Here is a 24,941-nt window from a genome sequence, read left to right on the forward strand (position 1 = left end):
TTAATTGACGAATGAATTTTAAAACATGATACCATGGAACAACCTATTGCCTTGATCACGGGGGCAACAGCCGGAATCGGACTCGAAACGGCCCGCCTGCTGGCACAGCATAATTATGCCCTGATTTTGACCGGACGCCGGATGGACCGCTTGGAAACGCTGAAAGACGAACTGGAGCAAAACGGCGCCAAAATTTACCTCCTGAATTTTGACATCCGCTCGAAGCAGGAAGTGGACCAAGCGCTGGCCTCGCTGCCCGAAGAATGGAAAGCCGTGGATGTGTTGCTGAACAATGCCGGGCTGGCAGCCGGCCTGGATACCGTATCCCATGCCGATGTGGATGATTGGGAAACGATGATCGACACCAACGTGAAAGGATTGCTGTACATCACACAAACGGTTTCGAACTGGATGATCGAACGACAACGCGGCCACATCATCAGCATTTCGTCAATCGCCGGAAAAGAAGCCTACCCGATGGGCTCGGTTTACTGCGGGACCAAACATGCGGTAAATGCCATCAGCAAAGCCATGCGCATTGAGTTGGCGCCGCACAATATTAAGGTGAGCACCATCAGCCCGGGCGCGGTGGAAACCGAGTTTTCGCTGGTCCGTTTTCATGGCGATCAGGAAAAAGCCGATAAGGTATATGAAGGATTTACGCCCCTATGCGCAAAAGACATAGCAGAAACTATTTACTTTGTGCTCTCGCGGCCGGCCCATGTGAACATCGACGATATCCTGATCATGCCTACAGCGCAAGCCTCGGCCCGCGACATTTTTAAAAAAAAGTAGCAAGTAGTTAATGATAATTAGTTGGAAACAATCAATAAATGATTAGAAATAACTAATAAATAGTTAGAATTAATCAATAAACAACCGATAATAACCAATATTTACTTGTTTTCAACCAATTAATAAACGAAAACAAGTAATAAATAAATAATAATGAGTAATAAATACTCAGAAATAAGCAATAAGAACTCGGAAATGAGCAATAAATGCATGGAAATTAGCAATAAATGATTGGCAATGAGTAATGAAATGACTATCCCGGCATCGTACTTAAAAGAATTTACCAAACAAGTATTTGAACGAATGGGATGCCCTCCGGCCCAAGCCGAAGAAGCAGCCGACTGCCTGAACCAGGCCGATTTGCGCGGCGTGGATTCGCACGGCGTGGCCCGGTTGAGCGGTTATATCCGCCTGTGGGAGCAAAAAAGGTTGAATGCCGTCCCGCAAATGAAAATCGTTCACGAAACCCCGTCAACTGCCGTGTTGGACGGCGATTTGGGGCTGGGCCTGGTGACCGCCCCCGAAGCGATGCGCATTGCCATGCAAAAAGCCAGAAACGTGGGAAGCGGCTGGGTGGCCGTGAAAAACTCGAACCACTACGGCATTGCCGGTTATCATGCCATGATGGCCCTCAGTGAAGATATGATCGGCATTTCGCTCACCAATGCCAGCCCGCTGGTTTCGCCCACCTTTTCGAAAAGTCGCTTCCTGGGGACCAATCCGATTGCAGTGGCCATTCCGGCGCAGCAAGAACCTCCCTTTGTGATGGACATGGCTACTACTACCGTGGCCAACGGAAAGCTGGAAGTGTTGCAACGAAAAGGAGAAGATGCCCCGCTGGGCTGGGCGCAGGATCAGGAAGGCCAGCCAACCACCGATGCTTTTGTACTGAAAAAAGGCGGCTCCATGCTTCCGCTTGGGGGCGACCGTTTGCACGGCGGGCACAAAGGTTATTGCCTGGGCGCCATGGTCGATATTTTTTCGGCCGTTTTGTCGGGAGCAAACTACGGCCCGTGGGTGCCGCCCTTTGTAGCGTTTCTGGAACCGCCTGCCAACCCGGTGGGCGACGGGATCGGCCATTTCCTGGGCGCCTTCCGGATCGATGCCTTCCGCCCGGCCAGCGAATTTAAAGCCCACATGGACAACTGGATCCGCACCTTTCGAAATGCCGAAGTGGTGGCGGGTGAAGAAAAAGTGCTGATCCCCGGCGACCCCGAACGCGAAATGACCGAAGAACGCCTGAAAAACGGTATCCCCGTACAAAACGCGGTTGTGGAAGACCTGCAACAACTGGCACAAAAATTCAACTTAACTTTTAACCCAACGCAACATGACTGATATACTCGTCATTACTCCGGTAAAGGACTCCATCGACACCACCATGCAAACCATAAAAGCAGTGCATGAAGCCGAAGGAAACCACCACCATATTATTTTCAACGATTTCAGCTCGCCCGAAACCAAAGCTGTATTGGAAAAAAATAAGAGCAAATTTGGCTACGAACTGGTCAATCTGGAAGATATCACCCAAACGCCTTCACCCAACTACCGGCTGGTGCTTCAGCTGGCACAACAAAAGGCCGTTGAAATGAATGTTCCGCTGGTTATCATCGAGTCGGACGTGATCATCAAAAAAGACACCTTATCGAAAATGCTGGAACTGAGCAAAACGCAAAAGCAATGCGGGATGTTGGGGGCCATTACAACCGACGAGGACGGTGCGGTAAACTTTCCGTACCTCAACTTTAAAAACGAAAAAGCGCCCATTGCCGACACCTCGCACAGCCTGAGCTTTTGCTGCACCCTGCTGACGGTTGACCTGCTGAAAAGCTTTTCTTTTAAGGAACTGTCGGCGGAAAAAGATTGGTACGATGTTTTCATTTCGCGCAAATCGAAAAGCCAGGGCTTCCGCAACTACCTGGTAACAACCTTGCCGGTAGTGCACAAACCGCACAGCAGCCGCCCGTGGAAGCAACTGAAATATACCAATCCGGTAAAATACTATTTCAGAAAGCTGATTAACCGAAAAGACCGCATTTAATGACCCTCAGCAAAAGATACCGCAGGCTAAAAAATGCCGGCCACCTGTTGTTTTGGCTGGCCAGCCTCGGTTTTGCGCTATCGGCTTTTTACGTGGTTTCGGAGCACCAGCTCGGGTTGACCCCCGACATCATGCTGCGGGCGCTGATCATCAACCTCGGTTTTGCCGTGGCTGTTTACACCAACTTTTACCTGCTCATCCCGCGCTTGCTCAAAAAGAAAAACTACATCTTTTATGTGTTCTGGCTCATCATCACGCTGTCGGCCTCGTCGCTGATCATCATTTCGCTTTTCTTTTTGCTGAACCAGCAAGCTTTCTCGAAACACCTGTTTTCTACGCACTTTTTCACTTCGGCAGCCTACGTGGCCATTACCTCGCTGGCCAAATTCGTAACCGACTGGATCGAACTACAGGACATTTCGCTGCGCTACCACAAAGTGGAACGCGAAAAGCTGGAGGCAGAGCTCAACACCCTGAAATCACAGATTAACCCGCACTTCCTGTTCAACAGCCTGAATAATATTTATTCGCTCTCGCTGATGAACTCGGACAAAACGCCGCAACTAATCCTGAAACTGTCGGACCTGATGCGGCACGTGCTGTACGAATCGCGCGAAAACTTTATCCCCCTGAAAAGAGAGATTGAGTTTGTCCGCAACTTCATTGAGCTACAGCGTATCCGGCTGAACGAAAAAACCGACATCCGGTTTAACTTGAAGGGCGATATCTCTAATCAGAAAATCATCCCCCTTATCTTTGAGCCGTTTATCGACAACGCCTTTAAGCATGGGCCGCGATCGTTCTCCGAGCAAGCGTTCATACACATCTTTATTACGATTGAAGGCAAACAACTACTATTCGAAGTAGAAAACAGCTGCGACTGCCAAGAGCCGGAAAAACAAGGAACCGCGCACGGGATCGGCCTGGCCAATGTGCGTCAGCGCCTGGCCTATCTGTATAAAAATGAAGAATATGATTTAGACATCAGCAAAAAAGCGAATATCTTTACGGTTCGTTTAAAATTGATGCTGAAATAAACGAAAAACCCAAACTATGAACGTGAAAGCCATCATTGTTGACGACGAACCCCTGGCACAGCAAGTGATTGTGCAGTACGCCATGGACATTCCCAACCTCGAAATTGTATGTGCATGCAACAACGCCATTGAGGCCAATCAAATGCTCCGGGAAAACGAGATCGATCTCATGTTTCTGGATGTGAACATGCCCAAGCTTTCGGGGCTCGATTTCCTGAAAAACCTGAAAAACCCGCCACTGGTAGTGCTGACCACCGCCTACACCGATTACGCCCTGGAAGGATACGAGCTCAACATTCTGGATTATCTGAAAAAGCCATTCAGCTTCGACCGCTTTTTTAAAGCTTTTCAAAAAGCCGAAGAACAGCTGGCGCTGCTCAACCAACGAAACGAACCGAAAAGCAACGCTGAATACATGTTCATCAAGGCCAACAAGAAGGCCGTGCGTGTTGGCTTTGAGGATATTTTTTTTATTGAAGGACTGGGCGATTACATCAAAATCCACCTGAAAGACACCCACCTGGTAACCAACCTGTCGATGAAAAAAATGGAAGATTTGTTACCGGCAAATGAGTTTTTCCGCATCCATAAATCCTTCATCATCCGCCTCGACCGCATTCAATCCATCGAAGGCAACCAGGTAGAGATTGGCAAACACAAATTGCCGGTAGGCAACCTTTTCCGCCAGGCGTTTAACGACCTGATCGAACAGCGTTTTGTTAAATGAAAGAAAAGACCGCGAAAAGAAAAAACAGGTCCGTGACCTTATTCCGAAAACTGCATAAATGGCCAGGCATCGTGATTGCTATTCTGGCCGTTTTGTTTGCCCTGTCGGGCATAATTCTCAACCACCGCCCGGTGTTTTCGGGCATCGATATCAACCGCAACCTGATGCCACCCGGTTACCAATACGACAACTGGAACCTGGCAGCCGTCCGCGGCGGGCTTCCGCTCGATTCGGCCAACTTCCTGTTTTACGGGAACATCGGCGTCTGGAAAAAAACAGAATCGGGAATCAGCGATTTCAACCAGGGCTTTCCGAAAGGAATCGACCAACGTAAAATATACAACACGGTACTTTTTAACGGCAGAAAATTGTTTGCTGCCACCCACTTCGGGCTGTACCAGCGCGAGTTGAATAGCAGGATCTGGGAAAAAGTACCGCTCCCGCTGAAAGAAGAACGGCTCGCAGATATTTTCATCAAGCAAGACAGCCTGATGGTTTTGAGCCGCCACTACCTGCTTAAATCCGGCAACGGCAGGCAGTTTGAAACCATCCAACTTCCGGCGCCCATAAATTACCGCCGCGAAACCGGCTTATTCAACACCCTGTGGGAGCTGCACAGTGGTGAGTTGTTCGGGCTTACCGGAAAACTGGTGGTCGATTTATTGGGAATCGTAACCATCGTTTTATCCGTGACCGGCTTGCTGCATTTCTTTTTTCCGAAAATTGCCAAACGCCGTAAACAAAAACAAAAAGACAACTCGAAACTCACCGCTGCCCGCCGCTTAAACCTGCGCTGGCACAATGTTGTGGGATACGTGTTTGTAGCGTTTCTGATGATCAACACGACGGCCGGTATCTTTTTACGGCCCCCCTTGCTCATTCCGGTAGCAGGCGTAAAAGTCGGCCTGATTCCGGGTACGCATCTCGATTCGCCTAACCCGTGGTTCGACAAGCTGCGCCGCGCCACCTGGGACGATCATTTGCAGCGTTACCTGTTCTCCACTTCTGACGGCATTTACCTGGCAGACGAATCGCTGAAAAAGCCTTTGGAAAAACCGGCCATACAGCCACCCGTGAGCGTGATGGGCTGCAATGTGCTCGAAAAAACCGGTGCAGCACAATACCTGGTCGGCTCTTTCTCCGGCCTGTTTGTTTGGGACATCCCAGCCGGTTATGTACTGGATGCTTTCACGCAACAACCTCCGGTGGCCGGCAGCGGACGTCCCGTATCCAACCACATGGTATCCGGATATTTCGAAACGCCAAGCCAGGACCATTATCTGTTTTACTACGACCGGGGTATGTTTAGCTTTGAGGGCCAACCAAACTGGGAAATGCCGAAAGAATTGCTGGACAAATCCTCCATATCGCTGTGGAATGCAGCGCTGGAGGTGCATACCGGCCGCATTTTCGAACACCTGATCGGGGCGTTTTACATCCTTTATGTACCGCTTTCCGGATTGTGCCTGCTGATGGTGCTCATCAGCGGCTTTCTGATTTGGTGGAAAGCCTACCGAAAAACGAAAAAGCCGCAAGCAAAAGCATCAACCCGATAATCGTTTTTTCTAAAAATCCCCCTATTTAAGCGAAATATAAGGACTTTCATGGCGTTGTCGAAAACCCTGTTTCAAAACAAATGTCTTATCAGACGGATTTTACTTTTTGTCTTAACACAAAAAGTAAACAAAAAAGTCAAGGCTGATTTTTATCTGCAACCTCCATCTTCCGAAAAGCTAAGTTCGGCGGGTGATTTCCTCCTGTCGTCGGAACTTCCCGCCTGCACTAAGCTTTCCGTTTGATTCCGATTTTGATAAAAATAGGCCCGCTCCCATCGAAGAGCATCGAATCAACTTGAAAAGATTTCGTTCAATCTACTTTCGTCCCTGTAGGCGAATCCGGGAATCATGCTTATTTTTGCAGCCTGAAAACAGCCTATGTACACACGGGAAGAAGCCAAACAACTGCGTAAAAAATTCTGGACGCTTTTTGGCCAGCGGTGCGAAATTGTGCCCGAGCTGGCCGGACGAAAAAAGAAATGGGTTTTGTACGACACCAAAATCAGCGGACTGGACCTGAAATTCGACATCGACCGGAACGAAGCGATGGTGATGATCGAAATAAACCACCGCGACGAAGACCGACGCCTCGCCATGTTTGAACTGCTGGAAAAGTACAAGCCTTTGCTCGAAGATGGCTTTGACGAAGGACTTCACTGGGAACTTTGCTACACGCGGGACAGCGGCGAGCAGGTCTGCCGCATATTTACAACGCAACAGGGACTCGATATTCACCGGCAAAACCAGTGGCCCGACATTTATAACTTCTTTATCGAAAAGATGCTCATTCTGGAACGAAATTTTATGGATATCCGCGACGTCATTCAGGAAGAACTTAGAGATTGATGATTGGTGAATGATAAATGATGATTATCGACATGACAAGCATCGGTCCCAAAACGATAGGGTGCCCTTGTCTAACAAAAGCCGGAACCGGAAATTCCGGGAACCCGGAGTTTGAAAATCTTTCTTTTTCCCGCCTATTCGCATAGCCAGGCAACTGCATTTTCTTCGGATGAAAAAATCCGGTAGTCCACGTTCATTCCTTGAAACTGATCAAAAAACAAAAAGCTATAGGCGGTTTCTACCGGACGGTTTTGCACCACTGCCAGCTTTACCCGTGGATATTGGTCGGTCAGTATCTTGATCAATTCCCGGCTGTTCCCAATCACTTGCTCCGTTTCCGGGAATGTCGCCCTTTGCTCATCCTGAAGGATTCTCAGTACAGCTACATGAGGGTAAAACCGCACAATCTCCTTGTAGAAATTTTCCAGTTCGTTCCAACCAATCTCTCCCGTAAAGTTTGCGTAAATGGTTTCGTCAGCTTGATTGAAAAAGTAAAAAACCGTATTGTTCTCTTCGTTCTTCATGGACTGGCAAAATTAGCAATTATCCACCGCACTGATGGCTAACCGGGCCAGCTTTTAGATAAAAAAATAGCCCCGCGAACAACGGAGCCATTTTTTCAGCACTGATTATGCGCCACTTACATTCTTATCAAGCAGATTGTGCACTCGCACAACCATCCTGGTATTCGGCAATTATTTTTGAAACCTGCTGGGGTGAAACACGTCCGTAAACCTTTTCGCCCACCAGCACTACCGGGGCCAAACCACAAGCACCCACGCACCGCAGGCAGCTCAGCGAAAATTTTCCATCGGCCGAAGTTTGGCCCACCTCAATGCCAAGCTGACGCTTAAACTCAGTAAGCACTTTTTCGGCGCCCCGCACATAGCAGGCCGTCCCCATGCAAATAGAAATGGGGTGTTGTCCTTGAGGCAACATGGTGAAAAACGAATAAAAAGTAACTACACCATAAACTTTAGCCACAGAAGCATTCAGTTCTTTGGCAATAACTTCCTGCACCTCGGCAGGCAAGTAACCCAATTTGTGCTGCACCTGGTGAAGCACATTGATCAGCTCGGTTTCCTGGTTATTGAATTGTGCGCAGATTTCCCGGATCAATTCTACGGTCTTTTCTGCAAGTTTTATTTTTGGCATTTTGTTTCAATTTTGATATTAATGATCTCCTTAGCTTCTGTCGAAATATTGCGTGTGCAACAGGTGATGGGCTTTTTCGCTGAGCGGTTCGCCCAAAAATTCTTCATACAACTTCAGAATGTACGGATTTTCGTGCGATTTGCGCAGCACCTTGTTTTTGTCCTCGGCATAAATAGCCCGCTGACGTTTTTTCAATATTTCGACGTCGCCGTGGTGATATGGCTGGCCACCGCCGCCAATACACCCGCCAGGGCACGACATAATCTCGATCGCATGAAACTCACTATGTCCGGCTTTGATTTCTTCCAGCAACTTACGCGCATTCCCCAAACCATGGGCGATTCCGATGTGGATGAGCGTTCCGTCAAAGTCGATCGTTGCTTTACGTAAGCCTTCCATTCCCCGGAGTTCTTCAAAGTCCAGCCGCTTCAGTGCTTTCCCGGTCTGCACTTCGTAGGCGGTGCGCACAGCTGCCTCGATGACCCCTCCGGTAGTACCAAAAATCACCCCGGCACCGGTTGATTCGCCCAGCGGGTTGTCGAACTCTTCGTTCGGCAGCGATTTAAAATCGATGTTGCCCAGGTTGATCAGGTGGGCCAATTCGCGGGTTGTCAGTGCGTAGTCCACATCCGGGTTGCCATTCACAGCAAACTCGTCGCGCCCGCTTTCGTATTTTTTAGCGACGCAGGGCATGATGGAGACCACCACCAGGTCATCGCGTTTGATGTTCATTTTATCGGCGAAATACGTTTTGGCAATAGCCCCGAACATCTGTTGCGGCGAGCGGGCCGTGGAAGGAATGTCCTTCAGCTCGGGAAACTGATGTTCGAAAAATTTCACCCAGGCCGGACAACAGGAAGTCAGAATAGGCAGTTTTACCTGCTTGTCGCCCGCCAGATATTTATTGAGACGACCAAGCAGCTCCGTGCCTTCCTCCATGATAGTCAGGTCGGCGGCAAAGTCGGTGTCGAACACATAATCGAAACCCAGGCGGCGCAGGGCAGCGGCCATTTTCCCGGTGACAAGCGTTCCTGGCTCCATGCCAAATTCTTCGCCCAATGCGGCCCGGACGGCTGGTGCGGTTTGCACCACTACCGTTTTGGTGGGATCAGACAAGGCCCGGATGACAGCGCCGGTGTGATCTACTTCGGTTAGCGCACCGGTAGGGCAAACGGCCACACACTGTCCGCAATAAGTACAGGTAGAGTGGTCAAGGTTCATTTCGAAAGCTGGTGAAACCACCGAATGAAAGCCCCGGTTGATGGTGGAAAGCACACCTACAGTTTGCACCTCGTTGCACATCATTTCGCATCGGCGGCACAAAATACATTTGTCCATTTCGCGGATAATGGCCGGCGAAGTGTCTTCGCGGTAGTGCGATTGCGATCCCTGATAATGGATTTCGCGAATGCCGAGATGCTGGGCCAGGTCCTGCAAGTCGCAGTTCCCGGATTTGGCACACACCAGACAGTCGGCCGGGTGGTCCGACAGGATTAGCTCCACCACGGTGCGCCGGGCATTGACGGCGCGCAGCGAGTGTGAGTTTATTTCCATCCCCTCGGTAGCTTCGGTGCAGCAAGCCGGTGCCAGGTTGCGGCGTCCTTTTACTTCCACCACGCAAACGCGGCAGCCACCGGGTTTGTTTTCAATGTTCATATCGTGCAACTTCATATGGCAAAGCGTGGGAATGTCGATGCCAATGCTTGATGCCGCATCCAAAATTGTCGTTCCTTTTTTAACGACGATGGGTTTATTATCGATGGTTAAATTGATCATTTCCATAGTTCTTCCTCTTTTTATACAATTTTAATGGCATCAAACTTACACTTCTCGAAACACACCCCGCATTTGATACACAAGGTTTGGTCGATGTAATGCGGACTGCGTTTCTCGCCCGAGATGGCGCCAACCGGACAATTACGGAAACACAGCGTGCAGCCGGTACATTTTTCATCATCGATCACATATTGCATCAACGCTTTGCATTGTCCTGCCGGACATTTTTTTGAATCCACGTGAGCTTCATACTCATGCAGGAAGTTGTCGAGGGTGGAAAGCACCGGGTTGGGCGAGGTTTGTCCCAGTCCGCACAAAGAGGTATCTTTTATTACCTGACTCAACATGCGCAGCTTGTCGATGTCTTCGCGGGTTCCTTTTCCTTCGGTAATTTTCACCAAAATCTCGTGCAGGCGTTTGTTGCCAATCCGGCAGGGCGTGCATTTCCCGCAAGATTCGTCCAGGGTAAATTCGAGGTAAAATTTGGCAATCGAAACCATGCAATCGTCTTCGTCCATCACAATCATACCGCCCGAGCCCATCATGGAGCCGGCGGCCAGCAGGTTGTCGTAATCGATGGGCGTATCCAGGAACGCGGTGGTGAGACAACCGCCTGACGGCCCTCCTGTTTGTACGGCTTTGAATTTTTTGCCGTCTTTAATGCCGCCGCCGATATCGTAAATCACTTCGCGCAGGGTGGTACCCATGGGCACTTCAATCAGCCCCACATTGTTGATTTTGCCGGCCAGCGCAAACACTTTGGTGCCTTTTGATTTTTCGGTGCCAATGCTGCTGAACCAAGCCGCCCCTTTGTTGATGATGGGCGGAATGTTGGCAAAGGTTTCCACATTGTTCACGTTGGTAGGTTTTCCCATGTAGCCCGACTCGGAGGGGAATGGTGGTTTAAAAGTAGGCTCGCCGCGTTTGCCTTCCATCGAATGGATCAGAGCAGTTTCTTCGCCACACACAAAAGCGCCCGCCCCGTAACGGATTTCGATTTCGAAACCGAAGCCGGAGCCCAGGACATTTTCACCCAGCAGACCATATTCGCGGGCTTGTGCCAAGGCCGTTTTCAGACGCTGAATGGCCAGCGGATATTCGGCCCGAATATATACCAACCCCTTACTGGCGCCGATGCAATAACCGCAAATGGCCATCGCTTCGATCACCGAGTGTGGGTCGCCTTCGAGGATGGAGCGGTCCATAAACGCGCCCGGGTCGCCTTCGTCAGCATTGCAAACAACGTATTTTTGATCGGCCTGCACCTTGCGGGTAATCTCCCATTTCAAACCTGTTGGAAAACCGCCGCCGCCCCGACCACGCAGGCCCGAGTCTTTGATAACCTGAATAGTTTCTTCCGGGCTGTATTCTTCCAAGCATTTCCCCAGTGCCGAATAACCATCATTCCCGATATATTCTTCAATATTTTCGGGATTGATGAAGCCGCAATTGCGCAGGGCCACACGAACTTGTTTTTTGTAAAAGTCCATGTTTTTACTTTCGGTGACCTGTTCCTGGGTTTTCGGATTTTTATACAGCAGGCGTTCCACCTTGCGTCCTTTGATGAGATGTTCTTCGATGATTTCTTTGGTATCCTCGGGGCGCACGGTGACATAAAACGTATTATCGGGCTGGATTTTCACGATCGGCCCCTTTTCACAAAAACCAAAACAGCCGGTGTGGATCACCTGGACGTCATCGTCCAGTCCCAGTTCGGCCAATTGGTTCTTGAAATTCAATTTGATCAGTTCGCTTTCGGAGGCCTTACAGCCCGTACCTCCGCAAACCAAAATATGCGTATTGTATGCAGTCATTTTTCTGATGAAGTTTATTATTCGTCAATCTTTTTGTAGGTAACCGGAATGATGCCATCCACCATTTCGTTCAGCTTGATGTGCTTATCGATGATCTCTCGGGCCTTGACCTTGTCCACGTAACCGTAAATCACCGGTTCCTGGCCGGGGATCAGCAGTTCGATGGTGGGTTCGGCATAGCAATAGCCCATGCATCCCGTTTGGGTAACAACGGCATCAATTCCTTGGTGGTCTAGTTCTTCAATCAGAAAGTTCATCGTGTCTTTTGCGCCGGATGCAATTCCGCAGGTAGCCATTGACACTTTGATCTGGATCAGGTTCTCCGGGTGGTCGCCTTTTTCTCTCAGCTTAATTTTCGACTGAACTTCGTCCTTCAGCTTTTTCAGGTCAGCCAGTGATTTGATTTTTGTCATTTTTAAAAGATGTCAGTTGTGTTTTAATTTGTTGGTTATGTGTTTGTTGATTCTTCAAAGATCTGTCAATCGGGTCAATAAATATCTAATAATTATCATCATTCGCTTATTTGGATTTGTTCCAGGTTTTCGCGAATCATTTCCAGCAAAAAATTGCGGATTCCAGGCGAGTTGATCGATGCTCCTTCCAGTACTTTTTTTACTTCGCGCGAGTCGAATTCGTAGTCGCCTTTCGGTGTTTGATGTTTATATACGATTTCTGTTTGGTTTTCGTTGGTCATCAAAATCAATAAGGTGCCGGCCATATCGCCCAGAATGGGGCGGTCAACATGGTGAAAGCCGAAAATGGCCTTTAGGTGAGTGCCTTTGCCGGGTTCGGATTCGATTTGGAGCGCGCCACCTGCCAGTTCGGCATTTTGCCGGAACAGCGGGATACCCAGCCCCACCTTGCGGGTTGTCCGCGAAGTAAAAAAAGGATCGCCCACCCGTGTCAGAGTATGTTCGTCCATACCGGGACCGTTGTCCAAAATTTCGATCACATAGCGGTCTTGTTGCGGCTCTTCGGCAATGGTGATTTCAACCATCGACGCTTTTGCCCGAATGGAGTTTTGTGCAATATCGAGTATATGCAATGCCAGTTCTGTCATGCTTCAATTTTTACCGACCGTCCGTTTTTTTGATTGAGGGCCCAGCGTATTTCCTGAAAAGTGGGTTCATTCAGAAAGAAAACAGAACAGGCCGAACCAATGTCTTCCGGATAATGGGCATCCGAGGCCTTGATGAGCGTAATGTCGTCGTGAATGTCGTAGAGTCTTCGGATGTGGGCTTCGTCCGACTGCCGGCTGATTTGTAAGGCATCAACGTGCAGCTCGTGGGGCAAAAAACCCAGCTGGCTGAAAATGCTGTTGATTGGCCGATCGATGTGCGCCGGGATGAACAGGCCATTCAATTGATGGGTAAATTTTTCAATCTCCTCCAGTCCAACATCCAGTCCGTTGCCCAGGAAAAATGGAATTTCTTCAGTGATGCCGTTGTTTTCGTCCACCAGAATCTGATAGCCCGAATATTCAGGCTGATTGGGCAGTTTCGGCAAGTAATGATCCAGAAACTTCTGGAACTCGTTGCGTGTGTAATCGTCTTCGAACAGGCAGAGGGCATGGACTTCTTCGCGGCTGTTTACCTCGCAACCATTAATCACGATCAATCCGGAACCTTCGGCCACTTTTCTGACCATGTCGCACTGCCTGGTGCTGTTATGGTCGGTTATGGCAATGATGTCGATCCCTCGTTTTTTGGCCAGCCGCACTAGTTGATCGGGACTCATTTCCAGATCGGCGCAGGGGGACAAAACCGTGTGCAGATGGAGATCAGCCCTGTATTTTTTCATTTTTCAGCATGCAACAATTCATACAATTTACCAGCCATATCAAAGGTTGAAAGCGTGGTTGAGAGAATGGGTATTTGTTCCTCATTACTGTGCTGAATGGTATTTTCGTTCGCGGTAAGTCCTTTCACCAGAATGACTGCCGCCAGGTCCTTCAGCGAGGCTATAGCCATGACATTCTGATGGACCTGCAGGGTAATCCACACCTGATTTTCGCGGGCATTCCCCATCACATCACTCAACAAATCGGAAACGTATGCTCCGTCCACTACGCGGTTAAGCCCTTTCTCGCCGGAAATGACTTTCAACCCTAATTTTTCTACCAGATCAGAAACCTTCATTTCTTTTTCCTCTTTTATTACAATCAGCTTTAAAACGGTCTTTCCCCCACTTGCGCTCCACATTTTGCAAAGCTTTGGAGGTACTTATTTTATGTTCGTCCTGCCACAATTGTTGCAGGAATATACAGTCGGACATTTTTGCCTGCCCGCAAGCCATATCTTCGGCCAGGGCCTGGCAATTGGGCGCTCCGCACGATCCGCAATCGATGCCGGGCAAAAAGCAGATGATGCGCTGTGCCTTGTTCATTTTTTCGAGCGCCCGCTCGCGGTCTTCATCGAGTTGGAATACCGGCTTGGGCTGAATTTTATCGGCCACCAACTTCTGCTTAATACTTGAGGCATCCTGTTGCACGGGGTGGTCTTTAAACTTGAAGGCAGGCGGATAGCGTTTGGCGCGGTTTTCCAGGCGTTCCACGGTGAGGAATCGGTTCCCCGACATCAGGTTGCCACCCGCGCAACTCTGGTCGCACGCGCGCAGTTCCAGGAAGTCCAGTTCGGGGACTTCTTCATTTTCCAATCGCTCCAAAAACTTGATCACGTTGTGGATGCCGTCGATCGCCATGCTGCGTTCGCCAAAATGTTTGGCCTCGCCACGGGTAAGGCTCCACAGGATGCCGTCGCGCGTGAGCATTTCCCGCTGGTCGCTAATGTCGGGCGCCTCTTTGGTGCTGATAATTTTCATCACCCGGTTGTACAACTCGTTCATGTTGATAATGCCGTCAACAATCGATTCCTTTTCGCCCAGCGGACTTTTCACCGAGGTCATTTTGGCAATGCAGGGCGTAACGTAAAACAAGCCAATCTCGTCTTCGGTGGCACCTTGCTTTTTCAGTTGTTCGATGGCAAAGTGGGCGCCCAGGTCGTGCGGCGCTTTCCGCAAAATCAGGTGGTCGATCAGCGACGGGTATCGTAGCTGGATGAGCCGGACTACCGAGGGGCAGAAAGTGGAAATGTGCGGTTTGTGCTTTTTATTGCGACGCCGGTACTCACGGATCGAGTCTTTCAGAAAACCAATCGGCTGCTCCACCTCAAACACATGGGTGAATCCCACCTTCAGCACGGCATCGTATATCTGGTCTTCGGTATATTTCTCAGGAAACTGGCCAATCATCACCGAGGGGAACAGCACCACGCGGTACTTGAAGGCTTTTATTTTATCCAGGTCGTCCTGCTCCACATAAATGGCATGGGCCGGACAAGCCCGCATGCAGTTGCCGCAATCCACACAGCGCTTTTGCTGAATGGCAGCCAGCCCATTGCGTACACGGATGGCCTCGGTAGGGCACACCTGCATACAGTGGGTGCAACCGATACATTTTCGGGCATCTACTTTCAGCGCATGATATATGGGTGTAGCGGGCATCAAAAATAATTGATCATGGTTACTGTGGTTCCTTCTCCAACCACCGATTCAATGTTCAGCACGTCGGTGTTCTTTTTCATGTTCGACAGCCCCATCCCGGCGCCAAACCCCATTTCTCTCACCTTCTTGCTGGCGGTGGAATAACCTTCCTGCATGGCCAGTCCAATATCGGGAATTCCGGGCCCTTTATCCGTGATTTTTGTCTGTATTTTGTCTTTATCGATTTCTACCCGGATATCACCGCTCCAGGCATGAGCCACTACATTTACCTCGGCTTCGTAAAGGGCAATAACAATGCTTTTGATACATTTGGCGTCGATTCCCAATTGCTTCAACTTTTTTTTCACTTCACTCGATGCGTGTCCTGCCCGCGTGAAATCCCCTCCTTGAATCGAAAAGCTCAGTTCCATTAATAAACGGGTTTTAATCCGGCCATATACAGCAAACCGCTAGCCTTAAACAGGGTGAAAGGCGATTCCATGATGCAGATGCCATGTTCCCTGGCCAGTACCAGCATTTCTTCGCTGGCCTTTTTGTTTCGCACAAAAACAATAAACCGGATGTCTGCCACTTCGGCCGTGCGGATGGTTTGCAAGTTGCACATCCCGGTAATCAGCAACAAGTTGTCCGTGTCCAGGGTCAGCACGTCGCTCATTAAATCGGAGCTGTACCCTTTTTCCAGTTGAACGTTGCCATGTTTGTTTCCGCAAATCACTGTGGCCGACAGTAACTCGCAGATTTCAGCGACTCTCATGTGTGTTTGGTTGTTTGTGCAAATATGATTGAAAACCGGCAAATGGCAGAAAATTTCAACGAGATTATTCGCTAAAGCCTGAAATTTAGACTGATTTGAAATAGTGTGGGATTTCCAGTTATCAGTCTCAGGCATTGATCAATGATTACCATCTTTATCATCTGCCTTTCTACTTTCAACTTGGCCCCAGGAAGGCAACGCGTGCCCGACCGCCATCTGGCTGTCCGGTTTAAAACCCGTATAAATTATCGAAACCAACCGGATTAATTCTGAGCGATTTTGTAATTTGGGGACGGGAAAATGTTCACTTCAAAAAATTACGCATTCCCTTTCTGAGGAAAGATATCGGATGCTTTGGAAGAGATAAAAATGAGCTGGTGGCAAGGCTAAGAAAAAAGATATACATTTGGGATAACTAAAAATAAATAATATGACACTTGACACTGAAATTTTAGACATAGAAAGAGAACAAGATGATGATAGTGACGTACTGATCGAATATGATATTACATCTTATCCTTCAGACTTCACTTTAAGTGGGTTAGCCAAAATGTGGAAAGATGGGGATATTGCAATCCCAGATTATCAAAGAGAATTTGTGTGGTCAATTAAACAATCTTCTTTACTAATAGAATCATTTCTAATAGGCTTACCAGTCCCTCCAGTATTTTTCTACGTTGACGATTTTAATAAAAACCTAGTAATTGATGGTCAACAAAGATTACTCTCTATATTTTTCTTCTTTGAAGGATATTTTGGATATGAGAATGAAAAAGGAAAGAGACAAACATTTAGGCTAACAGGTTTGAGCGAGAAAAATCCTTATTATAACAAGAGATTTATTGATTTAGATGAAAAAGACAGAAGAAAGTTAGAAACATCAGTATTAAGAGCAATTAATATTCGCCAACTTTCCCCAAAAGAACAAACAACAAGTGTCTATCATATTTTTGAAAGACTTAATACTGGCGGTACTCCATTAAAACCTCAAGAAATAAGAAATTGTGTATTTCGTGGTGAATTTTTAAATAAACTCAGGGAATTAAATGAAAACAAACATTGGCGTTCAATTCTTGGTAAAAAGTTAATTGATAAGCACCAAAATGATGTAGAACTTATTTTAAGAGCGTTTGGTTTATGTTACCATCTGAGTGAGTATGACAAACCAATGAAAGAATTTCTAAGTAAAGTTGCAAAAAGATATCAAAACCAAACTTCAGGCAAGGTTGAAACATTTGCTCACGATTTTTTAAAAACTACTCAAATAATTAATGAAAAATTGCGCCCTAAACCATTTTCTGTTAGAGGCCCTTTAAATACTTCCTTATTTGATTCAATATTTTGTACGGTATTGAATAGCGTAAATAATCTACCCAATGATTTATCTGACAGGTACGAACAATTACTTAATGATGAGACATTCTTCGAATATACAACCTTAGCAACTACTGATGCAAAAATTGTTAAAGAACGCTTTGCATACGTTAAGAATTTTTTAATCAATAAGTAATGGCTTATCAAAATAGATTCATTGCTACTGACAATTTAATTATTCACTTAAATCCATTAATAAGTGGCATAACGGATTCTGCATTAAAATCAAATTATGCTGGATTTTTATCTGTTAGTGCAGTTACAGTATTTGAACTGGCTATAAAAGATATATTTATTGAATTTGCTCAAAAAAAGAATCCTGTTTTTGGAGGTTTTATTGAAAAGCATTTTGCTAATATTAATGGAAGGATAAGGATTGACGAATTGAAAAGTCAACATATAAAACCCTTTGGCGCTAAATATTTAGAAAAGTTTGAAAAAAAATTACGCAAAAGAGAAAAAATTGTCTTTACAGCTTCAAGAAAAAACGTGAGGTCAGATTATTCAAATTTGATAATTTGTAGACATAAATATGTACATGTTGGAAGCCCATCTTTAACATTTGAGGAAGTATTAGATAATTATCAAGTTGGAAAAGAAGTTATACATTCTCTTTATGAAGCAATGCAAAGATAATAAAGGGCAACTGCCATCTATTAAACTATCAATCTCGTCGCTGGAACCGATTTATAATCGGTTCCGTGTCTGTAAAGCAGTTTTAAGTGTTTTACATTTCATCTTTCTACCAAGCACAAATTGCTGTTAGTGCCTGCTGAAGAAACGTATCAAGAGATAGTACAATACAAATTTCATGAAAAAGACAAAAAATCAATGATTATAAAAAAGCTACTTCTGGCCTTATGCAGTTTATTGGCCTTTATCACCCCGCATGCGCAGAATTACCCGTACCAAAGCGATGTGTTGTGGGTAACCGCTCCCGACCATCCTAATTGGCTCTATCAGCTAAACGAGGAAGCAAAAATTACCGTGTCGCTTTTCGAATATGGGATTTTGCAGGACAATTTGGAAATTTACTACAGCATCGGCCCCGAAATGATGCCAAGCGAGAAAACCGGAACAGCGATGCTGAAGAATAGCCAAGCGGTAATTTCGATCGGCACCATGTCGCAACCCGGCTTTAAAGATTGCCAGCTGAAGGTTTCGCTGAATGAGAAGGAGTATAAGCACCACATCAAAGTAGGCTTTGAGCCTGAAAAATTGACTCCCTACACCGAATTCCCGAATGATTTTGTCAGTTTCTGGAAAAAAGCAAAGGCGGATGCCGACGAATGCCCAATGAAATTGGAAAAAACTTTCGCACCCGAATATTCCAACGACTTGGTGGACTGTTACCTGGTAAAGTTACAGGCCTACAAAAAAGGAAGTTATGTGTATGGCTACCTCACTCTTCCCAAAAAGGGAGGCAAGTACCCTGTCGTATTTTCGCCACCCGGCGCAGGGATCAAGCCTATGAACCCGCTGAAGGATCTTTTTTATGCCGAAAGCGGCTTCATCCGGTTCGATATGGAAATTCATGGCATTCGGCCCAATCTGGATGCTGAAACGTATAAAGAGGTCAGTCAGGCTTTTGGTAACGGGAACAACAGCTACTTGGTGAACGGACTGGAAAACAGGGACTCTTATTACATGAAAAAAGTGTACCTGGCGTGTTTGCGTGCTTTGGATTATTTAACCACCCTACCCGAGTGGGACGGAAAAAACCTGATTGTCCAGGGAGGGAGCCAGGGAGGGGCTTTGGCCCTGGTTACCGCCGGATTGGATGAAAGGGTGACCGCCTGCGCCGCAAATCATCCCGCCTTAAGCGATATGGCCGGGTATAAAGCCGGACGTGCCGGAGGCTATCCGCATCTTTTCACCAATTACGAGGGCATGGACACCCCTGAAAAGCTGAAAACACTGGAATACTATGATGTGGTGAATTTCGCCAAACGGATCAACGTACCCGTGTTTATGACCTGGGGGTACAACGACAATGTTTGTCCGCCCACTACCAGCTACATCGTTTACAATATATTGAACTGCGAGAAGGAAGCCTTGATTACACCGGTAAATGAACATTGGATTTCGCTAACAGCCCGTCATCAGATTTTGGATTGGATAAAGCAAAATCTTCGGTAGCAGCCCGGTCCCGAAACTTTTGCCAGTGCCTCCGCTCACATTCCGCGGCTTTTTATACCTTTAGGTAGCTGAAACAACACCGGTGACCTGCTACACCCGAAAAAACCAAACGCATGATCTACGACGAAAAATCATTCCTGCCCGACATGTTCGACAGCCCGGAGCTGCACCAGAAAATTATAGATGCCCTGCCCATCCCCATCTTTTACCGCGATGTACATGGCATTTATCGCTCTACCAACAAGGCACACGAAAGTTTTATCGGCCTCACCAAGGAGCAAATTATCGGCAAAACCGTGTTTGACGTGCAGCCGCCCGAAATTGCTGAAATTTATGCCCGCCGCGACCAGGAACTGTTCGACAGTCCCGGCAACCAGATTTACGAAACCAAGTTTCGCTTGCCCGACGGCACCATGCGCGATGTGGTGTTCAACAAGGCGGTGATCCGCGACGACGCGGGCAAAATTATGGGTATCGTAGGTTCCATCTTCGATGTCACCGACCGCAAAAAAGCCGAGCGCAAGCTCGAAAAAGCGCAGGAAGCTACCGTGATTGCCTCGGCCATGCTGCACAAAATCAGGGCCGGTGTCATCATTGTTGACAACGAGTACAAGGTGATCGACTCGAACCAGGGTTTTGCCCGTTTGTTTGGCGAAGAAATCGAAGAGCTTTACGAAACCATCCCTGGACTGATTGGCGCCGACCTGAAAGAGCTGGTCCCGGAGGTGGTGTACAAAATGTTTTCCTCCATCATGGTTTCGGGCGAAAATATGCTGGAGCGCGACCTGAAAATTCAAAGCCGTCTGCTGCACATCTCGGTGGTTAGCATCTACAAAAACCGGGTGGTGGGCGCTCTTATCCGCGACATGTCGGCCCCCTCGCTGGTGCGCGAGGAAATCATCAGCCGGGCACAACGGGTTAACAAGCAAAATCTGGAAACCGTGCAAAAAATCGCTTTCCTGCTGGGCGAAAATGCCTCGCTCACCGAAGAATTACTTAACTCCATCATCGAATCATACAAATACGGGGAGGACGAAAACTGATGGCTGACTTTCATGTTGAGATCGACTTTCAGCAAAAACAAGCCAAGGGCGAAGTGGTTTGCGGCGATGTGTTCCACACCCGGCGCATCAGCGAGGAAGGGCGTACCATCCTGGTGCTTTCGGATGGCATTGGCCACGGCGTGAAGGCCAACGTGCTGGCCACCCTCACCGCCTCGATGGCGCTCAACTACACCTCGTTCCACACCAAACCTGAAATTGCCGCTAACATTTTCATGCGGGTGCTTCCCCGCAGCAGCGAGGGAAAAGAGAGCTATGCCACCTTCACCATTATTGAAATCGACAACGACGAGCTGGTGCGCATCATCAACTACGACAACCCGCCCACCATCATCCTGCGCAACGGAAAACCCTTTGCCCCACGCGAGATTGAAATGAACATCCGCGGCGAGGAAAACGTGGGCAAAATTCTGCGTATCCGCGAATTCAAGCCAGTCAAAGAAGACCGTATCCTCTTTTTAACCGATGGAGTTACCCAAAGCGGCTTGGGCGGAAAGCGTCACCCCATGGGTTGGGGACAACCGGAAGTTTCGCTGTTTGCCCAAAAGCAAATCGCCCGCGAACCGGAAATATCGGCCACCCGCCTGGCCCGAAAAATCCTGAACCATGCAGCCATGAACGATAACTTTGAGATGAAGGACGACACCAGCTGCGGAGTGGTTTATTTTCGTCAACCCCGCGAGTTTATGCTGATCACCGGCCCGCCCTTTTACAAGATCAAAGACTTCGAGTTTGTGAAACGGGTACAGGATTTCCCCGGGAAGAAAATCATTTGCGGGGGTACCACGGCCGAAATCATTGCCCGTGAACTTAACCTGGAAGTGACCATCCAACACCGGTATGCCGATGCTTCCATCCCGCCGGTGGCTCACATGGAAGGCTTCGAAATGGTCACCGAAGGCATCCTGACCATGGGTAAAGTGGAAGAAATCCTGGAAACTTACACCAGCGACACCCGCCTGGGCAATTCGCCGCCCGATGAGGTGGTGAAACTGTTGATGGAGCACGACACCATCCACATCATTGTGGGTACCCGCATCAACTGGGCTCACCAGGACCCCGACCAGCCGGTGGAACTGGAGATCCGCAAATTTGTGGTCAAGCGGATTGTCAAGTTGCTGGAAGAACGCTTCTTCAAGAAAGTACAACTTGAATTTGTCTAAGACATTCCATATTAAGCATGTTTCCGATTTTTAATTCCGAAGAACTTATTGTATTTTGCACAGTCTGTTTTTGCTTTCAGCTGCCCAAATAGCTTCCTCCATCCCGGAAATACTTTTGGAATTCAGTTTCCTGATCGGAAGAATCTATACAGGCTGCCGGGTAAAGCGAACATACATTAAACCCAAAACTAAACTAACATGAAAAACCTATTGATTGTTCTGACTTTTTTGGTGGTCACAGCTTGCCAGCCAGAGAAAAAGACCGGAATCACGATCCATCTCAACTCAATTGGCTTTCTTCCTTCCGCGAAAAAAACAGCCTCGATTGTTGGCGAAGTAAAATCTTTCGTATTGAAACGCGAAGACGACCATGCCGTTGTTTTCAAAGGCGAAACTACCGTCCCCGTTCTTCAGCAGGATGTTGATCAGCACGTGTGTCTGGCCGATTTTTCCAGCTTCACGGAAGAAGGGAAATATTATCTGGAGACCCAGGATGGAAGCCGCTCTGTCTCCGTTGAAATTTCGCCAACCGTTTACCACGATGCCTTTTATACCAGCATGCGGGCTTTTTACCTGTGGCGCTGCGGAACGGCTGTGGAAGGCGAACACAACGGCCAGATTTTTTCGCATGGCCCGTGCCATCTGCACGATGGCTATGACGATTTCACCGGAAATCCCGGTCAGTGGCGCGATGGCACCGGAGGCTGGCACGATGCCGGCGACTACGGGAAATACACCGTCAATGCCGGGATCACTTTGGGCATGCTGTTCCTGGCCTGGGACCAATTTCAGCCTCAACTGGAACAGTTTCCGCTAAACCTACCCGAAACCGCTCCCGGGTTCCCGGATTACCTGAAAGAGCTGAAATGGGAAACCGACTGGCTGTTTTCGATGCAATACCCGGATGGTTCGGGACGCGTGTCGCATAAACTTACCCGGTTGAACTTTGCGCCCTTCATCGCCGCCGATGCGGACACGGCCAGACGGTATTTTACGGAATGGAGTTCGGCTGCAACAGCCAGCTTTACGGGCATGATGGCCCAGGCAGCGCGTTACTTTCAGCCTTATGATGCCGACTACGCTCAAAAATGCCTGGATGCGGCCTTGCTGAGTTACGATTTTTTGCAAAAGAACCCCGAATACAAGCGGTTTGAGCAGGGCGATTTCAAAACCGGGGGCTACCAGTCGCCCGACGAGGACGACCGCCTGTGGGCAGCAGCCGAGTTATGGGAAACTACCGACGAAAGCAAATACCTGACCGATTTTGAGGAACGCGCTGCTGCCATGGACTGTCAAGTTGATGAAGACTGGGATTGGGCCGACGTTTCCAACCTGGCCATGTTTACTTACGCGCTTTCGGAAAAAGAAGGCAAAACGCCCGAAGTGTCCGAAAAAATCACACAAAACATAGTAACTGTTGCCAACGAGATTACCGAGAAAGGACGTCAGGATGTGTACGGGCGCCCACTGGGTGGTCGCTATTACTGGGGCTGCAACGGCACCGTTGCCCGGCAGGCGATCAACTTACAGGTGGCTAACCGCCTTTCGCCAAACCCGGCATATCGTCAAACCGCGCTCGATGCCATTTCCCATCTGCTTGGCCGAAATTACTACAACCGCTCTTTCGTAACCGGCCTGGGCATTTCACCCGCCATGCACCCGCATGACCGGCGTTCGGGCGCCGACGAGCTTACTGATCCCTGGCCCGGCTACCTGGTAGGCGGCGGCCACTCGGCAACCGGCTGGAACGATCTGGAAGAAGATTATGCCACCAACGAAATCGCGATCAACTGGCAGGGGGCGCTGGTGTATGCCCTGGCCGGCTTTCTGGCAGATGAATAAATCAGCAACAAATATCAAGGCAAAAGTTAAAAGGTAAAAGACTGGAAACAGTCTGATATTGAAAACGATCCTCCGGGAAAAAGTTTTCAGACAAGAAATTCTCGTAAAAGAGGTTCACGAAGCTTTCCAAGGTGACAACGAAACGCAAACAATAGCCATAAAAAATGCCCCGTGGTACGAACCTCGGGGCATTCAACAATCAACATCTGCCAATTTCTTTTGATTTTTTCCCTTTTGACTTATGACTTGACTTTTTCCTTAAAACTGTTTACACCATCGGGTATTTTTTAAATACTTCTTCCGCTTTCATCAGGATATCAACATACTGGGCCCGTTGATAGGTGAACGGGTCCTTCATGTTTTTGCGCGATAATTTGCCGCGGAAATCGGCCAACGATTTGTATCCTTTGTCATTCATCCAAGTAGTCAAATCATTCAGCATGGTAGTTACGCAAGCAGGCTGTTTGCGGTAAATGGCCGAAACCACCTGTACGGTATCCACTCCGGCGAGCAACATTTTAACAATATCCTCGGCTCCGGAAATACCTCGTGTACCGCAAATGCTGGCATCCATATTACCATACAGCAAACCCGCATAACGAAGGGCAAGCTGATAATCTTTTTCACGGGTTAATTCCCACGGATAAAAGAAAATTTCGTCCTGAATATCAATATCCGGCTGAAAAAAACGGTTGAAAAGCACATAGCCATCGGCCCCGACCTCATCCAGTTTTTTAATGAAATTCAGCGTGTTGGTGTAAAACGGGCTCAACTTCACGCTTACCGGAATTTTCACAGCCTTTTTTACGCTTTCAACAATTTGCACCTGCTTGTATTCCACCTTTTCACCTTCCACCTCAAAATAGCCCGGCGTGGCATACAAGTTTATTTCCAGTGCATCAACGCCGGTTTGTTCCAGTTCGCGGGCATAATCCACCCAAGTAGGTTCGTAGATGGCATTTAAACTGGCGATTACCGGAACTCTTACGTTGTTCTTCAAGGTCTTCAGGTTGAACAGGTGTTCCTTCGGACCAGCATGTTCCATATTCGGGAAAAGCCTCGTCATTTCGGCATTGCGCTCTTCGTATTCGTGCAGCTCTTCTTCCATCTGGATGGATTCGAGCTGGATCTGCTCTTCGAACAGCGACTTGTAAACGATGGCGGCGATACCGGCTTCTTCCAGTTCTTCGATAATTTCGGGCTTACTGACAAGGTTACTGGCTCCCAGGATAATCGGGTTTTTCAGCTTTAACCCCATGTAGTTGGTGGATAGATCTGCCATAATATTGATTTTTTTGGGTTATTTTCTGCTAGTAAAACTTAATTTAACAAGCTTTTGTTCAAGGTTGAAAAAGAAAAA

25 protein-coding genes are annotated in these 24,941 nt (G+C 48.0%); 13 read left to right on the forward strand and 12 right to left on the reverse strand.

Annotated elements, in window-relative coordinates; genetic code table 11:
* The first annotated feature begins 33 nt into the window (after positions 1 to 33).
* The 7 genes from N2K84_RS08420 to N2K84_RS08450 all read left to right on the forward strand — a co-directional run bounded on the left by N2K84_RS08420 (position 34) and on the right by N2K84_RS08450 (position 7,002).
* A complete protein-coding gene (locus tag N2K84_RS08420) occupies positions 34 to 795 on the forward strand; it encodes an SDR family oxidoreductase (protein WP_282591353.1) in 762 nt (253 codons plus the stop codon).
* Between the two features lie 237 nt (positions 796 to 1,032).
* Positions 1,033 to 2,133 (forward strand): Ldh family oxidoreductase, encoded by a 1,101-nt coding sequence (locus N2K84_RS08425; protein WP_282591354.1) that lies wholly within the window; start codon positions 1,033 to 1,035, stop codon positions 2,131 to 2,133.
* On the forward strand, positions 2,126 to 2,836 hold the full coding sequence (locus N2K84_RS08430; RefSeq protein ID WP_282591355.1) for a glycosyltransferase family A protein: 711 nt from the start codon (positions 2,126 to 2,128) through the stop codon (positions 2,834 to 2,836). Before N2K84_RS08425 ends, N2K84_RS08430 begins: the two co-directional genes overlap by 8 nt.
* A complete protein-coding gene (locus N2K84_RS08435) occupies positions 2,836 to 3,873 on the forward strand; it encodes a sensor histidine kinase (RefSeq protein ID WP_282591356.1) in 1,038 nt (345 codons plus the stop codon). The genes N2K84_RS08430 and N2K84_RS08435 overlap by 1 nt, the downstream gene beginning before the upstream one ends.
* Positions 3,874 to 3,889: 16 nt before the next feature.
* The gene (locus N2K84_RS08440; protein WP_282591357.1) at positions 3,890 to 4,600 is read left to right on the forward strand and encodes a LytR/AlgR family response regulator transcription factor; all 711 of its coding nucleotides are present in this window, start codon (positions 3,890 to 3,892) and stop codon (positions 4,598 to 4,600) included.
* Positions 4,597 to 6,156, forward strand: a complete 1,560-nt coding sequence (locus N2K84_RS08445) for a PepSY-associated TM helix domain-containing protein (protein ID WP_282591358.1) — start codon at positions 4,597 to 4,599, stop codon at positions 6,154 to 6,156. The genes N2K84_RS08440 and N2K84_RS08445 overlap by 4 nt, the downstream gene beginning before the upstream one ends.
* Before the next feature lie 378 nt (positions 6,157 to 6,534).
* On the forward strand, positions 6,535 to 7,002 hold the full coding sequence (locus N2K84_RS08450; RefSeq protein WP_282591359.1) for a DUF4268 domain-containing protein: 468 nt from the start codon (positions 6,535 to 6,537) through the stop codon (positions 7,000 to 7,002).
* A gap of 134 nt (positions 7,003 to 7,136) precedes the next feature.
* Here N2K84_RS08450 and N2K84_RS08455 read toward each other — a convergent pair whose 3' ends face one another.
* From N2K84_RS08455 to N2K84_RS08505, 11 genes are all read right to left on the reverse strand, one after another.
* Entirely contained in the window at positions 7,137 to 7,526 is a 390-nt protein-coding gene (locus tag N2K84_RS08455; protein WP_282591360.1) for a hypothetical protein, read from the reverse strand.
* Between the two features lie 127 nt (positions 7,527 to 7,653).
* Positions 7,654 to 8,157, reverse strand: coding sequence for an NADH-quinone oxidoreductase subunit NuoE (nuoE, locus tag N2K84_RS08460; RefSeq protein WP_282591361.1), 504 nt, complete (start codon positions 8,155 to 8,157; stop codon positions 7,654 to 7,656).
* A gap of 30 nt (positions 8,158 to 8,187) precedes the next feature.
* Positions 8,188 to 9,939, reverse strand: a complete 1,752-nt coding sequence (locus N2K84_RS08465) for an NADH-dependent [FeFe] hydrogenase, group A6 (protein ID WP_282591362.1) — start codon at positions 9,937 to 9,939, stop codon at positions 8,188 to 8,190.
* 14 nt (positions 9,940 to 9,953) lie between these two features.
* On the reverse strand, positions 9,954 to 11,747 hold the full coding sequence (locus tag N2K84_RS08470; RefSeq protein WP_282591363.1) for an NADH-quinone oxidoreductase subunit NuoF: 1,794 nt from the start codon (positions 11,745 to 11,747) through the stop codon (positions 9,954 to 9,956).
* Positions 11,748 to 11,764: 17 nt separating this feature from the next.
* Positions 11,765 to 12,160 (reverse strand): (2Fe-2S) ferredoxin domain-containing protein, encoded by a 396-nt coding sequence (locus N2K84_RS08475; protein ID WP_282591364.1) that lies wholly within the window; start codon positions 12,158 to 12,160, stop codon positions 11,765 to 11,767.
* Positions 12,161 to 12,258: 98 nt separating this feature from the next.
* Positions 12,259 to 12,807, reverse strand: coding sequence for an ATP-binding protein (locus N2K84_RS08480; protein ID WP_282591365.1), 549 nt, complete (start codon positions 12,805 to 12,807; stop codon positions 12,259 to 12,261).
* Positions 12,804 to 13,547 (reverse strand): PHP domain-containing protein, encoded by a 744-nt coding sequence (locus N2K84_RS08485; protein ID WP_282591366.1) that lies wholly within the window; start codon positions 13,545 to 13,547, stop codon positions 12,804 to 12,806. Before N2K84_RS08485 ends, N2K84_RS08480 begins: the two co-directional genes overlap by 4 nt.
* On the reverse strand, positions 13,544 to 13,885 hold the full coding sequence (locus tag N2K84_RS08490; protein WP_282591367.1) for a DRTGG domain-containing protein: 342 nt from the start codon (positions 13,883 to 13,885) through the stop codon (positions 13,544 to 13,546). The genes N2K84_RS08485 and N2K84_RS08490 overlap by 4 nt, the downstream gene beginning before the upstream one ends.
* Positions 13,872 to 15,248: a [Fe-Fe] hydrogenase large subunit C-terminal domain-containing protein gene (locus N2K84_RS08495; RefSeq protein WP_282591368.1), complete on the reverse strand. Its 1,377-nt coding sequence runs from the start codon at positions 15,246 to 15,248 to the stop codon at positions 13,872 to 13,874. Before N2K84_RS08495 ends, N2K84_RS08490 begins: the two co-directional genes overlap by 14 nt.
* The gene (locus N2K84_RS08500; protein WP_282591369.1) at positions 15,248 to 15,658 is read right to left on the reverse strand and encodes an ATP-binding protein; all 411 of its coding nucleotides are present in this window, start codon (positions 15,656 to 15,658) and stop codon (positions 15,248 to 15,250) included. Before N2K84_RS08500 ends, N2K84_RS08495 begins: the two co-directional genes overlap by 1 nt.
* Positions 15,658 to 16,002 carry a hypothetical protein gene (locus N2K84_RS08505; RefSeq protein ID WP_282591370.1) on the reverse strand — a complete coding sequence of 115 codons (345 nt, stop codon included), beginning with the start codon at positions 16,000 to 16,002 and terminating at the stop codon, positions 15,658 to 15,660. Before N2K84_RS08505 ends, N2K84_RS08500 begins: the two co-directional genes overlap by 1 nt.
* A gap of 430 nt (positions 16,003 to 16,432) precedes the next feature.
* Between N2K84_RS08505 and N2K84_RS08510 the strand changes: the two genes are divergently transcribed.
* From N2K84_RS08510 to N2K84_RS08535, 6 genes are all read left to right on the forward strand, one after another.
* Positions 16,433 to 17,512 carry a DUF262 domain-containing protein gene (locus N2K84_RS08510; RefSeq protein WP_282591371.1) on the forward strand — a complete coding sequence of 360 codons (1,080 nt, stop codon included), beginning with the start codon at positions 16,433 to 16,435 and terminating at the stop codon, positions 17,510 to 17,512.
* On the forward strand, positions 17,512 to 18,012 hold the full coding sequence (locus tag N2K84_RS08515; protein WP_282591372.1) for a HEPN domain-containing protein: 501 nt from the start codon (positions 17,512 to 17,514) through the stop codon (positions 18,010 to 18,012). The genes N2K84_RS08510 and N2K84_RS08515 overlap by 1 nt, the downstream gene beginning before the upstream one ends.
* 195 nt (positions 18,013 to 18,207) lie before the next feature.
* Positions 18,208 to 19,515, forward strand: coding sequence for an acetylxylan esterase (locus N2K84_RS08520; protein ID WP_282591373.1), 1,308 nt, complete (start codon positions 18,208 to 18,210; stop codon positions 19,513 to 19,515).
* A gap of 113 nt (positions 19,516 to 19,628) precedes the next feature.
* The gene (locus N2K84_RS08525) at positions 19,629 to 20,558 is read left to right on the forward strand and encodes a PAS domain-containing protein (protein WP_282591374.1); all 930 of its coding nucleotides are present in this window, start codon (positions 19,629 to 19,631) and stop codon (positions 20,556 to 20,558) included.
* Entirely contained in the window at positions 20,558 to 21,739 is a 1,182-nt protein-coding gene (locus N2K84_RS08530; protein WP_282591375.1) for a SpoIIE family protein phosphatase, read from the forward strand. The genes N2K84_RS08525 and N2K84_RS08530 overlap by 1 nt, the downstream gene beginning before the upstream one ends.
* Before the next feature lie 198 nt (positions 21,740 to 21,937).
* Positions 21,938 to 23,581, forward strand: a complete 1,644-nt coding sequence (locus N2K84_RS08535) for a glycoside hydrolase family 9 protein (protein WP_282591376.1) — start codon at positions 21,938 to 21,940, stop codon at positions 23,579 to 23,581.
* Positions 23,582 to 23,849: 268 nt separating this feature from the next.
* Here N2K84_RS08535 and N2K84_RS08540 read toward each other — a convergent pair whose 3' ends face one another.
* On the reverse strand, positions 23,850 to 24,863 hold the full coding sequence (locus N2K84_RS08540) for a dihydroorotate dehydrogenase-like protein (protein WP_282591377.1): 1,014 nt from the start codon (positions 24,861 to 24,863) through the stop codon (positions 23,850 to 23,852).
* Positions 24,864 to 24,941 lie beyond the last annotated feature (78 nt).

The organism is Gaoshiqia sediminis, assembly GCF_025907915.1.
Taxonomy (GTDB): Bacteria; Bacteroidota; Bacteroidia; order Bacteroidales; family Prolixibacteraceae; genus Gaoshiqia; species Gaoshiqia sediminis.

Coding starts and splice junctions, on each gene's coding strand:
- N2K84_RS08525 (WP_282591374.1), top strand. CDS start 19,629: ATGATCTACGACGAAAAATCATTCCTGCCCGACATGTTCGACAGCCCG.
- N2K84_RS08500 (WP_282591369.1), bottom strand. CDS start 15,658: ATGGAACTGAGCTTTTCGATTCAAGGAGGGGATTTCACGCGGGCAGGA.
- nuoE (WP_282591361.1), bottom strand. CDS start 8,157: ATGCCAAAAATAAAACTTGCAGAAAAGACCGTAGAATTGATCCGGGAA.
- N2K84_RS08445 (WP_282591358.1), top strand. CDS start 4,597: ATGAAAGAAAAGACCGCGAAAAGAAAAAACAGGTCCGTGACCTTATTC.
- N2K84_RS08440 (WP_282591357.1), top strand. CDS start 3,890: ATGAACGTGAAAGCCATCATTGTTGACGACGAACCCCTGGCACAGCAA.
- N2K84_RS08520 (WP_282591373.1), top strand. CDS start 18,208: ATGATTATAAAAAAGCTACTTCTGGCCTTATGCAGTTTATTGGCCTTT.
- N2K84_RS08420 (WP_282591353.1), top strand. CDS start 34: ATGGAACAACCTATTGCCTTGATCACGGGGGCAACAGCCGGAATCGGA.
- N2K84_RS08540 (WP_282591377.1), bottom strand. CDS start 24,863: ATGGCAGATCTATCCACCAACTACATGGGGTTAAAGCTGAAAAACCCG.
- N2K84_RS08515 (WP_282591372.1), top strand. CDS start 17,512: ATGGCTTATCAAAATAGATTCATTGCTACTGACAATTTAATTATTCAC.
- N2K84_RS08430 (WP_282591355.1), top strand. CDS start 2,126: ATGACTGATATACTCGTCATTACTCCGGTAAAGGACTCCATCGACACC.
- N2K84_RS08465 (WP_282591362.1), bottom strand. CDS start 9,939: ATGGAAATGATCAATTTAACCATCGATAATAAACCCATCGTCGTTAAA.
- N2K84_RS08485 (WP_282591366.1), bottom strand. CDS start 13,547: ATGAAAAAATACAGGGCTGATCTCCATCTGCACACGGTTTTGTCCCCC.
- N2K84_RS08480 (WP_282591365.1), bottom strand. CDS start 12,807: ATGACAGAACTGGCATTGCATATACTCGATATTGCACAAAACTCCATT.
- N2K84_RS08490 (WP_282591367.1), bottom strand. CDS start 13,885: ATGAAGGTTTCTGATCTGGTAGAAAAATTAGGGTTGAAAGTCATTTCC.
- N2K84_RS08425 (WP_282591354.1), top strand. CDS start 1,033: ATGAGTAATGAAATGACTATCCCGGCATCGTACTTAAAAGAATTTACC.
- N2K84_RS08510 (WP_282591371.1), top strand. CDS start 16,433: ATGACACTTGACACTGAAATTTTAGACATAGAAAGAGAACAAGATGAT.
- N2K84_RS08450 (WP_282591359.1), top strand. CDS start 6,535: ATGTACACACGGGAAGAAGCCAAACAACTGCGTAAAAAATTCTGGACG.
- N2K84_RS08505 (WP_282591370.1), bottom strand. CDS start 16,002: ATGAGAGTCGCTGAAATCTGCGAGTTACTGTCGGCCACAGTGATTTGC.
- N2K84_RS08530 (WP_282591375.1), top strand. CDS start 20,558: ATGGCTGACTTTCATGTTGAGATCGACTTTCAGCAAAAACAAGCCAAG.
- N2K84_RS08535 (WP_282591376.1), top strand. CDS start 21,938: ATGAAAAACCTATTGATTGTTCTGACTTTTTTGGTGGTCACAGCTTGC.
- N2K84_RS08475 (WP_282591364.1), bottom strand. CDS start 12,160: ATGACAAAAATCAAATCACTGGCTGACCTGAAAAAGCTGAAGGACGAA.
- N2K84_RS08435 (WP_282591356.1), top strand. CDS start 2,836: ATGACCCTCAGCAAAAGATACCGCAGGCTAAAAAATGCCGGCCACCTG.
- N2K84_RS08470 (WP_282591363.1), bottom strand. CDS start 11,747: ATGACTGCATACAATACGCATATTTTGGTTTGCGGAGGTACGGGCTGT.
- N2K84_RS08495 (WP_282591368.1), bottom strand. CDS start 15,248: ATGCCCGCTACACCCATATATCATGCGCTGAAAGTAGATGCCCGAAAA.
- N2K84_RS08455 (WP_282591360.1), bottom strand. CDS start 7,526: ATGAAGAACGAAGAGAACAATACGGTTTTTTACTTTTTCAATCAAGCT.